Source organism: Okeania sp. SIO2B9 (genome assembly GCF_010672505.1).
Taxonomy (GTDB): Bacteria; Cyanobacteriota; Cyanobacteriia; order Cyanobacteriales; family Microcoleaceae; genus Okeania; species Okeania hirsuta.
Genome location: NZ_JAAHGK010000067.1, coordinates 1 through 11,513, shown reverse-complemented (window position 1 = coordinate 11,513; position 11,513 = coordinate 1). Strand labels below are relative to the sequence as shown.

Here is an 11,513-nt window from a genome sequence, read left to right as displayed (position 1 = left end):
ATCAATCAAGGAACTTTAATTAGTGAAAAATCTAGCATTTTTGCTGAAGCTCAATCTCTTTTACAAAATTGTCAACAAGGTCTAAATTGGCAGAATTATCAAGTTGAAGATTTGTCTAGGTTTAATTCTTCTATAGGTACTCTTGCATTTAGTTCTAATGGCAAAACTTTAGTTACTGGAAGTAGAGACACAACGGTAAAAATTTTAGAAGTTCCTACAGGAAAAATTATCAACACATTAGCTGCAGATGATTCTCCAATTTGGTCAGTTGCTTTGAATAATAATGGTACTAAATTAGTGGTAGGTACTTATGATTGGAGAGTAATGATCTGGAATTTGGAAACAGGAGAATTATTTCGAGTATTTGAACATTGGGCACCTGTTTGGTCAGTTGCTATGAGTTCTGATAATCAAACAATTGCTAGTGCTAGTGGAGATAAAACAGTTAAAGTTTGGGATTTAGAAACAGGTTTCTTAATTTTTAATTTCCCCGATCACTCAGATGTAGTTTATTCTATTGCTATTAGTCCTGACGTCAGAATATTGGTTAGTGGTAGTGCAGATCAAACTATAAAAATTGAAGATTTATATACTGGAGAATTAATTAATACATTGACTGGACATGAAGGAGTAATTAGGTCTGTTGATATTAGTCCAGATGGGGAAAAAATAGTGAGTGGGAGTTACGATAATACTATTAAAATTTGGAGCTTAAAAACAGGAGAATTAATCAAAACTATTCTTGGTCATACTGCTGAAGTTGTATCTGTTGATATTAGCGAAGATGGTCGATATATTGCTAGTGGCAGTAAGGATAATAATATTAAGATATGGGATTTAGAAACAGGAGAATTAGTTAGTACTTTGACCGGGCATAAAGATGAGATTTATACAGTTACTTTTAGTCCTGATGGTAATAGTATTGCTAGTGGTAGTAAAGACAGAACTATTAAAATTTGGCGACGATAGTAAGAGATAATTAATAATGGATAATGAATAACTTAAGATTTCTAGTTACAAAACTATTAAACTATGAGTAAAATAAAAAGTACCACAGAATATCCAATTACAATAGAGAACAATGGTATAATTCTCCTGAAGCCACAACAGTATATTCATGTTCTTGACAATAACACTGGTGTTATCAGACTAGAAATAGGCCCTCAAACCATTACCCTTGGAGATGCAGAAAGGTTAGTCTGACAACCACAACTGACAATTGTAGTTCCACCTCGCCATTATTGTGTAGCAGCTAACCCTGTACTAAGAAATATAGCAATGAGCGCTCAGGTATTTACAAGGCCCAGTTCAAAGTGCATTTTAGAAAAGGTGTACAAAAAATAATGTGTAAATATGCCAGCGCACATTGCTATAGTTCAGATCAACTTGTGGCCGATGAGTATGGTTAAATTAGACTCAAATATGGCGATCTGGAAATTCGCTTTGCTCAAGACCCTTTCCCACTATATCCAGGAGAAATACTCGAAGAAGATGTAACTCAACTACAAGTAATTGACACAAACCAAACTCTACGTCTCAAAGCAATACGAGATTTTACTGATACAGTTATCGTTGCAGGAGAGTCTCAAACTGTCACTCGTACGACAGGGGATGAATGGTTATTTGAGGGGCCAGGAACTTACACTCCCAGGGTAGAAGTTGAAGTGGTAGTCACAGTTATAGCTAAAATAATTAAACCTAACCAAGCCTTACGACTGCTGGCACGACAAAATTGTATAGATCGTCAAGGTAACAGACGTAGAACTGGGGAATAATGGTTGGTCAGGGAAGAAGGTGCTTATTTGCCTGGAGTAGATGAAGAAATTGTCGATACTATTGATGCCTATGTATTAACCGAACGTCAAGCACTACATCTAAAAGCAAAACGGACTTTTACTGATATTTTTGGTCAGCAACGCAAAGCGGGATATGAATAGTTAGTTACTTTTGCAGATGCTGAAATTCATATTCCCGACGTTTATGAAGAAGTAGTGGGAGAAGTCAAAATCACTACTTTAAGCGATCGCGAATGGTGCATAGTAACTAATCCCATAGATGCAGATGGTAAACCGCAGTGGGGTATGAAAGAAGTGCGTCAGGGCAGAACATCTTTCTTTTTGCACCCAGGAGAAGATTTAGAAACAGGAATTAAAAAGGTCTATATTCTTGGTGAACAAGAAGCACTCCTAATCAGAGTTGAGGAAACTTTCACCGAGGGAACAGGAGCAAACGTTATTACTCGGCAACCAGGAGATTTATGGATGATTACTGGGCCAAGAGATTATATTCCCCCAGTGGAATTAGAAGTATTAGAAAAACTTCAGGCTATTCCCCTAGACAAAAATGAAGGTATATATGTACGGGATGTTCAAAGTGGGGAACTAAAATTAGTCAATGGACCTCAAGCTTATATGTTATCTCCTTTTCAAGGCCAGTTGGCGGTGAATTTGGCGCAGCAGGAAGTAGAAGCAGCACGGATTCGCCATGAGGCTGAGATGGCTCAGTTGAGGGCGCGTCAGGAGACTGAGTTAGCCCATCAGCAGACACTGAATAATTTAGAGATTGAGAAGGCAAGGCAAATGGCTGAAATTACTGCTACTGAGTTTCAGCAAAAAGTGGAGGCTTTGGGGGCTGAGACAATTCGGGCGATCGCTCAAGCTGGCCCATAAATGCAGGCGAGGTTGTTGTAGGGGCTTGGTCTTCAGAGTGTTTTAATTACTGATGGTAAGAGTCCAATTAATCTTTTTGGTACGGCTAATGGGTTGATTAATCCCAATTTAGGGAGTAGGGAGTAGGGAGCAGGGAGTAGGGGAGTAGGGGAGTAGGGAGAAATAATTGATGATTTCTATTATTTCTTCCTGTTACCTGTTATCTCTTTTCTGGAGATATCTATATGTCTATTGAGCAAGTTTCTACTTTTTTATCTCTTCCATATTCTTTGTTTCTTTGTAATACCAAATTCAAAAAGTAAGGCTACTCACCTTACCTCCTGACTACTGACTACTGACTACTGACTACTCCAAACCTAAGTAGCTCAAGTTTATGAAATTGGTATAAGGATTTCCGTGCCTGAATGCTCCACAAACAGTGATTAGTGGTCAGCTCTCATCTTGATTAATAAATGAAGTAAGCATTTTTTAAGACTTTAGAAGTTACTAGGGAAACTTTTAATTCATATTTTTAATTAGATAAAATCTGTCAATGGTAACTTCTGCTTTAAAGGCTATAGTCATTAGTTCTAATGGAGCTGAAAGCTGACGGCTAAATACTTACGTTTCTTTTTAAATTGTGGCTGAATTGTTTATGGTAATTTCATAAACCATAACTGCTACAGCAGCAACTCCAGTTAAAATCATTAATCCCGCAGGCATCATTTTACGAGTTTTTGCTAAACGAATAATGAATGTAATTACTAGAATAGTTGTAATGAGGGTAGAAAATATTAGACCCCAATTCATGCCCATTAGTTGAATAATTCCACTAACAATTAGTAGTAAACCACTGATACTACCAGATATTAAAGATATTTTGCTGCCTACTTTCGTATATCCAATAATGCCCCCAACAATGGCTAATATACCATAGGCGATCGCTGCTATTATGGCGATATTTATAGTCATTATTATTAACTCCTAAAACTAAAACTAACTTATACAGCTTATTTGTGGCAATAGCTAGCCAATTTATCAAAACTTAATATTGCTTAATCAAGATTCAATAATTATTAAACTATGATTAAAAATGAAATTTTCAACTATTCAATAACATTTTTTGAAATATTTCTCGATCTTAAATTGCATCTTAAGTAAATGTAAAAAAATAGTGGTTTATAACTACAAAGAGTAAAATTTATTATAGAATTACATAGATTTACATTACGCCAAAGAAATAGGTAAGTATCCAGTGGTAAGCTATCAGCTATTATAAAGTTTTTTGAGTTTGGGTTAAAATCTCTAACAAATATTGTTTCAGATAGTTTAGTAGGAGTTGAAATCCCCTTATAAACCTAAAAAAAATGCTCCTACTAATTGCTGAGTGCTAAGTGCTGATCCTTTATTTAATAAGGCAATCATATCATTAATTATGTCTTGTTTAGGTTCCCAAGTGTTAGCCAAAATTCAAAACTTACAACAGCAAATAGCATCTCTATTGTTATATCAGTCTGTTCTAAAAAAAACAGTGGGTGAAGCTTTTATCCAATTATTAGAATCTTTGTCTAAAAATGATGGAGTTGCTATAGAATGCCTTCAAGCTTATGGTAACTGGTTTATAAATATTGCTAGTCAAAATATTTCCTGGCAAGAATATCTAATTGCTCAGATTATTCAAGATGATAATCCCTTTAGTCAACAAGTTCAAAAAATAAATATTACCAGCCTATCTCCAAATTTAATTGCAGCTGCAAAACATGATTTACAAATTTTACAAAATCTTTATCAGTGCAGTGGTAAAACAATTAGTCAGTGGGTAAAAACAATAGCTAAATTAGAGAATCCCCCTATTGCGTGGGAAATACAATCACAACAAAAAGAAGCTATCTACGACGAGTTAAAAAAATTAGAAAATTGGGCAGATGCCATTGAGACCTTAGCCACTCATTATCATCATAATGGCACTGGTTTATTTGCTGAATCAATTGCCTTTGAATGGCGTAACGGTCAACTACTTACTATTACTTACCCTGACCCAGTTGAATTAAAAGAATTGGTCGGATATGAATTTCAAAAAGATGCCTTAATCAAAAATACAGAATTTCTCCTAGCAGGATATTCAGCCCTTAATATATTACTTTATGGTAGTCGCGGTTCTGGCAAATCCTCTTTAATAAAAGCCTTATTAAATGAGTATAGTCAACGCAATCTTCGTTTAGTCGAAGTGGCTAAATCAAACCTAAAAGATTTACCATTAATTGTAGAAAAATTACGCGATATTCCACAAAAATTTATTATCTTTGTCGATGACCTTTCCTTTGAAGAAGATGATGATACTTTTAAAGCTCTTAAAGTTGTTTTAGAGGGTAATTTAACTGCTAGACCAACAAATGTGGTAGTCTATGCTACATCAAATAGAAGGCATTTAATTAGAGAATTTTTTAACGATCGCCCTCGCCCAAAAGATAGTGATGAGGTTCATAATTGGGATACAGTTCAAGAAAAGCTTTCTTTTAGCGATCGCTTTGGCTTAACTTTAACTTTTGAACCTGCTAACCAGGATACTTATTTAACAATTGTTAGACATCTGGCAAAACAGGCAAAAATTAATCTAAATCCTGAAGATTTAGACTATCAAGCTTTACAATGGGCTACGAAATATAATGGTCGCTCTGGGCGAACGGCACGACAATTTATTGATTTTCTCAAAGCTAATTTAACAGTTTTTGAGAAGTATTGAAGAAGGTAGTAGGTGGTAAATTTTAGGTTGTAGATTCAATCTAAAACTTATTTAATAACACCTAATATTTTTCCAAAATAGAGATGGTAAAAAAATCATTAATGAGGTACTAAAATGGGTCTTTTCGATCAAGGAACAACAACAATACAAGCTACTGATATTCAATTAGAACCGGCAGAAGCTTTTGCAGCGATCGCTTTAATTGCTGTTGCTGCTGATGGTGTTATTACTAAGAGTGAATCTCAAGGTATTAATAATATTTTCTCTCGTATGCAACTGTTTAGTGATTATCCAAAAGAACGTAAAACAGAAATGCAAGACCGTCTTCTCGATATGATTAAAAATCAAGAAATTAAGCCTTTGTTTGATGCTGCAGTTGCTAAACTTCCAAAGGAGTTAAGGGAAACAGTTTTTGCTGTTAGTACAGACTTGGTTTTAGTAGATGGAGACCTTGCTGAAGAGGAGGAACAACTTTTGAATGAGTTATATAATGCTTTGGAAATTTCCGAAGCAGTAGCGACTAAGATTATTGATGTAATAATGATTAAAAATAAGGGTTAATTTAATTACAAAATTAGTCCTGATGAATGTTCAATGAACAATACTCAATTTTATTGTAGTGATTGTTCATTGTTCAGAAAAGGAAGAAGGAAGGAGCGAAGGACAAAAAAATTTGCATTGTCTTAGTTTTCAGCTTTTGATATGTCCGTGCCCTTTGCTTCGACTACTATTATGTATATGGTGAGCAAAAACTATAACGTTGCAGATATGTAGTCTCTAGAACTCAAAAATCCCTAATTCCTAAATATATGATTTATTGTCCCTACCTTCCTTGAGTGGCAGTTGTCAGGCGATCAGTATTTAGGTCAACAGACTATATATCACGAGCAAAAACTATAACGTTACAGATATGTAGTCTCTAGAACTCAAAAATACTTAAGTCCTAAATATATGATTTATTGTCCCTACCTTCCTTGAGTGGCAGTTGTCAGGCGATCAGTATTTAGGTCAACAAACTATATATAACGAGAAAAACTATAACGTTATAGTTCCGAATTTAGGTAAACAGACTATATATAATGAGAAAAACTATAACGTTACAGATATGTAGTGTTTAGAACTCAAAAATGCCTAATTCCTAAATATATGATTTATCCTCCCTACCCTTCCTGGTAGGTGTCAGGTTATAAGTGTAGAAAATATGACTGTCTTTACGGTTTCTATAACTGGTTAAAGTTTAATCTTCAATTGAACCTAATACCTATTACCTAAAACTTTATTCAATCTAATATCATTTCTTTGTAACGATGCACTTAATAATTTTTGCCCTGACCTTATTATTCTGATAATTATCATCTTTTATTCAGCGCAAATTCATAGAGAAATGGTATTATTATTAAACCTATATCTATAAATGTCTTTTTACTATACAAGAATAGTTCATTTTCAAGATACCGATGCTGCTGGAGTAGTTTATTTTGCTAATGTTTTAGCAATGTGCCATGAAGCTTATGAAGCATCTTTAGTAGAATTTGGTATTAATCTGAAAGTTTTTTTTAGTAATCAAGAAATAGCTATTCCAATTATTCATGCTAATGTTGATTTTCGTCGCCCGATGTTTTGTGGGGATGAGTTAACTATTGAATTAATTCCTAAAAGTTGGAGAGACGATGAGTTTGAAATTTCCTATCAAGTCTTTTTAAAAGAAACAGAGGATAAGTGGGGGGCAAGAGCTATTACGAAGCACGTTTGTATTCATCCTCAAAGTAGAAGTAGGCAAAAATTATCTGATGAAATGAGGAAATGGTTATTGAGTTTTCCTAGTTATTCAAAAATTAACAATGAATATAAGTAGAGCATTATTTTTAGGAATTGGTATATAGCAGAAGGAAGAGGGAAGAAGGAAAAATATTCCTTTGTCTGAGTTTTAAGTTTTTTATTTCTCCTAACCTTTCCTTCGACTGCTATAACTTTTATAAACACTATAACTTTAGTTTTAGTACTGTTTTTGCCTGCTATTTTTTTCTATCTTTCTTTATTTAGAACATTCTAGAAACTTAAGCTGGAGTTATAAATATAAATTACAGCAGATTCCTCCCATAAGAAGTACAGAGATTAACAATTAAATGTTTCTAGTGCGGGCATCTTGCCAGCGACGGGTGTATCTGATTAAAGTGGAATCTACTGTATTATATTTTCTTAGCATTGGCAGGAGGATTTGCTTTAGGAAAAATTTTAAACTGGATAATGGAAAGACTATTCATGTAGCAAAATTAAAGTTGAAAAATTTGAACAGATAAAATAATGATAGAGTTGAGTTTAATACAGCAAAATGCAAGTATATGAAGTAAAAAAAATTAAGACTTCGCCCTTAATAATAGAGTTTAAATAAAACTTTTATTGAAGCATTCAACGGTCAGTCATAACTATTAGCTATTGCTTTTAGTTTACCATAAAAGCTTTATTAATTGTCTTACTGCAAAAGTTAGCTCCCTTGCCCTTAAAGTCTATATTAATTTAAACACTGTCCTATATGAGAGAGTCTTGTTGTTGAGAGCTGACAGCTAATAGCTGTTTGCGCAGCATTCCGTAGGAAATGCTTACAATAAAATAGAAACAGAGTCGAATTTAAGTTCAATAAAATGTCAAAAAATACTTACGCGATTATTGGCAGTGGCGCACTAGGAGGTTTTTACGGTGCAAAACTACAAAAAGCAGGATTAGAAGTTCATTTTTTACTGCGTAGTGATTATCAGCACGTTCTCAAAAATGGCTTAATCATAGAATCCAAAAATGGCGACTTTACCCTCCCTCAAATTAACGCCTATAACAATACTAATAAAATGCCAAAATGTGATGTAATTCTCGTAGCATTAAAAACAACGCAAAACTATTTATTACCAGAATTACTCCCACCTTTGTGCCAAGAAAATAACGTTGTCTTACTCTTACAAAATGGATTGGGTGCAGAACCTGAAATAGCCAAAATTGTTGGTGAGGAAAGAGTAATTGGAGGAGTATCTAATATTGCTTCTAATAAAATAGGTTATGGTCATATTCGCCATGTAGATTATGGTTTGATTAGAATCGGAAAATATACCACAAATTATCAACCTGCTGGTATTACTAATAAAATGCGTGAAATTTCCCAAGATTTTGAAAGTGCTGGAATACAAGTTAATTTGAGTGAAGATTTATTCCAAGAAAGATGGAAAAAATTAGTTTGGAATATTCCTTATAACAGCTTGTCAGTAATTCTAGATGCTCGAACTGATGAAATGATGGGAGATACTAATACTAGAAACTTAATCACAGAAATAATGCAAGAAGTATTGGAGGGTGCAAAAAGTTGTAAGTGCGAAATTCCAAATAGTTATATTCAAAATATGTTAGACCATACTTACAAGTTAAACCCTTATTTAACTAGCATGAAAATTGATTATGAGCGACGACAACCTTTAGAAATAGAAAGTATTATTGGCAACCCTTTACGAATGGCAGGTGCAGCAGGTATTCAGCTAGATAAAATTGGGATGTTGTATCAACAATTAAAATTTTTAGATGCCAGAAATAGACAAGATATCTGAATTTTATGACGCTTCAACTCTCTAGCTTCTAATACTAATTAGGGTTTGCTTATGGAAAGTCTTTTTGTTGAGGTAGGGAGTAGGGAGTAGGGAGTAGTTAAGAGTCAGGAGGAACGAGGGAGTTATAGAGAAGGTGGTTGTTCATTATAGCAAGAGTGATTTTTCTGCCATAGTCACCCCAAAATGCGCTCCATGCATGAGCGTGAAGGGATCAAAACCAGGTATTTCCAGCTAAAAAAGGCTAATATCTTTATATATCAATGCTTTGAGATTTAATCAGCAGAGCAATAATTACTAGAGGGTATCTTTCAACAATTAATAATTAATATAGCTTTTCTCAACCTAATGAAGTACACCTATCTTGATTTGTCTCCTATTCCCTATTCCCTGTTCCCTATTCCCTAGAACCAACGAATGCGCGTACCTCACGCTTCTTGGGAATTGCTATAATTAATAATTACCTCTACTTGAAAAGAAGAGGATTGACTAATAATGAAAATTTTTTCTTCTCTTGGTCGATCAAACTTTTTCAATGTAAAGAACTTGGCCAAAGATAAGTAATAATTAATTATTAATTATTTTCCTACAGAATGCTACGCAAACGGCAGTCGCCAACATAAAAATTTGTCTAACACTAGGGCATTGAATTTGAGACAAAAAAACTGATAAAATGCTATTGTTAACTTCTAATATTAAACAGTCCAAAAATTCACAAGTAACTATATGAAATTAATCAAAGGACCAAAAACACCACCGCTTTTTCAGAGACTGCAATTGGTTCTCGCTCCACTCAGTACTCTTGAATCTTATGCCAAGAAGTATGGAGATATTTTTACTATGATGACTTCTGTAGGTGAAGTTGTCTTCGTCAGCAGTCCGCAAGCTTTGCAGGAGGTATTGACAAAGGATAATAATGAGTATGAAACTCCTGCTAGTAAAGTTATACAATCAATGCTTGGGGAGTACTCTATATTTGGCTTAGAAGGCGATCGCCACCGCCGAGAACGCAAATTATTAATGCCTCCTTTTCATGGCGACAGAATGCGGAGCTATGGTGAGTTAATCTGTAACATCACGAAAGAAACAGCTAGCAATTTAAAAGTGAGTCAACCATTTATTGCTCTTAAACTTATGCAAGAAATTACGACCCAGGTGATACTCCAAGCTGTTTTTGGTCTATATGATAGCCCCCGGTTATCACAAATTAGGTTAATGTTAGTAGATTTTATCGAATTTACAGCCTCTCCACTCCGAGCTAGTTTATTATTTTTTCCCTGGTTGCAAAAGGATTTAGGCCCTTGGAGTCCTTGGGGTAAGTATCGACGTCAACAACAACAACTTAATGAACTCCTATATACAGAAATTGCCACTCGTCGCTCTCAACTAGATCTGAATCGTACTGATATCCTTACCTTAATGTTATTAGCACGAGATGAAGAAGGTCAAGGTATGACAGACCAAGAAATTCGGGATGAGTTGATCACATTGTTATTTGCAGGTCACGACACTACTGCAAATGCTCTTGCTTGGGCACTTTATTGGATTCACAAACAACCACAAGTATATCAGAAATTAATGGAAGAGTTGGAAACTATGGAAACAGATGCGGACCCCATGACAATTTTCCGTTTACCCTATTTGACAGCAGTTTGTCAGGAAACCCTACGAATATATCCGGTGGCATTTGCGACACTTCTTCGTCGGACAAAACAACCTGTTGAGTTGCAGGGTTATCACTTGGAAACAGGTACAATGATTTCGGGTTCTATTTATTTGACTCACCAACGAGAAGATTTGTACCCAGAACCGAAAAAGTTCAAGCCAGAGCGATTTTTAGAGAGGCAGTTTTCGACCTATCAATATTTGCCCTTTGGAGGTGGCAGTCGTCGCTGTTTGGGAATGGCACTAGCAAATTTCGAGATGCGTTTAGTATTGGCAACTCTATTATCTAATATAGAGATGGAATTAGCAGAAAATCAACCTGTGAAACCCCAACGTCGAGGAATAATTTTAGGTCCTAGGGGTGGAGTGAAAATGGTGATGAAAGGTAAACGTATACAGTCACAAAAAAAATCTCCTTCCCTTGCAACTATCTAAAATATTATACTTGTCATTTTATAAATTAAAAATTCCCCAAAAAACTTGTTCTGTAAAGATTACTGCCCCCGAAACTTCACCAAAGTACTTTTAGCATTAACTAACTGCTTCCATTCCTTAGCAGTAATAGCTTGGTCTCCAATAGCTAATTCATCTTGATATTGAATCAGAATGCTATTAGACATCTGGTAAAAATCAAAAATAAAATCAATTATCACACAGAAATTATCAATTATTTCTCTGTAGGGACGTTGCATGCAACCTCCCTACTGCCTACTGCCTACTCCCTCTTTTCTGGAGATGTCTATTATCCAGACATGATATAACTACCTCTTAGGTTATACCAATTCACTTTCGCTGAATAAACAAAGCGATCGCTCCTAAAAAAAACCACCCCATTACACCTGCTAAAGGATTACCATTTATCCCAACTATCCA

The 11,513-nt window shown here is 34.9% G+C and carries 12 protein-coding genes and 1 pseudogene; 11 read left to right on the top strand and 2 right to left on the bottom strand.

Annotated features, from left to right (window positions below; all coding sequences use genetic code 11):
* From F6K13_RS04510 to F6K13_RS04485, 6 genes and pseudogenes are all read left to right on the top strand, one after another.
* Positions 1–969: WD40 repeat domain-containing protein (locus F6K13_RS04510; RefSeq protein WP_287286908.1), on the top strand; the 969-nt coding region annotated here is incomplete at its 5' end.
* A 63-nt stretch (positions 970–1,032) separates the two neighbouring features.
* Complete coding sequence (locus tag F6K13_RS04505; protein WP_192901094.1) at positions 1,033–1,203, top strand: hypothetical protein; 171 nt, start codon at positions 1,033–1,035, stop codon at positions 1,201–1,203.
* A 206-nt stretch (positions 1,204–1,409) separates the two neighbouring features.
* Positions 1,410–1,592, top strand: a pseudogene (locus F6K13_RS04500) (hypothetical protein); the annotation flags it as partial.
* A gap of 72 nt (positions 1,593–1,664) precedes the next feature.
* Complete coding sequence (locus tag F6K13_RS04495) at positions 1,665–1,775, top strand: hypothetical protein (RefSeq protein WP_240038895.1); 111 nt, start codon at positions 1,665–1,667, stop codon at positions 1,773–1,775.
* A gap of 3 nt (positions 1,776–1,778) precedes the next feature.
* Entirely contained in the window at positions 1,779–1,937 is a 159-nt protein-coding gene (locus F6K13_RS04490; RefSeq protein WP_240038894.1) for a hypothetical protein, read from the top strand.
* Positions 1,938–1,991: 54 nt separating this feature from the next.
* Positions 1,992–2,669 (top strand): hypothetical protein, encoded by a 678-nt coding sequence (locus F6K13_RS04485; RefSeq protein WP_240038893.1) that lies wholly within the window; start codon positions 1,992–1,994, stop codon positions 2,667–2,669.
* 612 nt (positions 2,670–3,281) lie between these two features.
* Here the strand turns inward: F6K13_RS04485 and F6K13_RS04480 are convergent.
* Entirely contained in the window at positions 3,282–3,614 is a 333-nt protein-coding gene (locus tag F6K13_RS04480) for a TMEM14 family protein (protein ID WP_124144439.1), read from the bottom strand.
* 469 nt (positions 3,615–4,083) lie between these two features.
* Between F6K13_RS04480 and F6K13_RS04475 the strand changes: the two genes are divergently transcribed.
* From F6K13_RS04475 to F6K13_RS04455, 5 genes are all read left to right on the top strand, one after another.
* Positions 4,084–5,391, top strand: coding sequence for an ATP-binding protein (locus F6K13_RS04475; protein ID WP_124144432.1), 1,308 nt, complete (start codon positions 4,084–4,086; stop codon positions 5,389–5,391).
* A gap of 114 nt (positions 5,392–5,505) precedes the next feature.
* Positions 5,506–5,952, top strand: coding sequence for a tellurite resistance TerB family protein (locus F6K13_RS04470; protein WP_124144431.1), 447 nt, complete (start codon positions 5,506–5,508; stop codon positions 5,950–5,952).
* A gap of 853 nt (positions 5,953–6,805) precedes the next feature.
* Positions 6,806–7,246, top strand: a complete 441-nt coding sequence (locus F6K13_RS04465; RefSeq protein ID WP_124144430.1) for a thioesterase family protein — start codon at positions 6,806–6,808, stop codon at positions 7,244–7,246.
* Positions 7,247–8,033: 787 nt separating this feature from the next.
* The gene (locus F6K13_RS04460; protein WP_124144429.1) at positions 8,034–8,978 is read left to right on the top strand and encodes a putative 2-dehydropantoate 2-reductase; all 945 of its coding nucleotides are present in this window, start codon (positions 8,034–8,036) and stop codon (positions 8,976–8,978) included.
* 723 nt (positions 8,979–9,701) lie between these two features.
* Complete coding sequence (locus tag F6K13_RS04455) at positions 9,702–11,075, top strand: cytochrome P450 (RefSeq protein ID WP_287286906.1); 1,374 nt, start codon at positions 9,702–9,704, stop codon at positions 11,073–11,075.
* 59 nt (positions 11,076–11,134) lie between these two features.
* On the opposite strand, the gene F6K13_RS04450 is transcribed toward F6K13_RS04455, so the two are convergent.
* A complete protein-coding gene (locus F6K13_RS04450; RefSeq protein ID WP_287286904.1) occupies positions 11,135–11,332 on the bottom strand; it encodes an SNF2 helicase-associated domain-containing protein in 198 nt (65 codons plus the stop codon).
* Positions 11,333–11,513 lie beyond the last annotated feature (181 nt).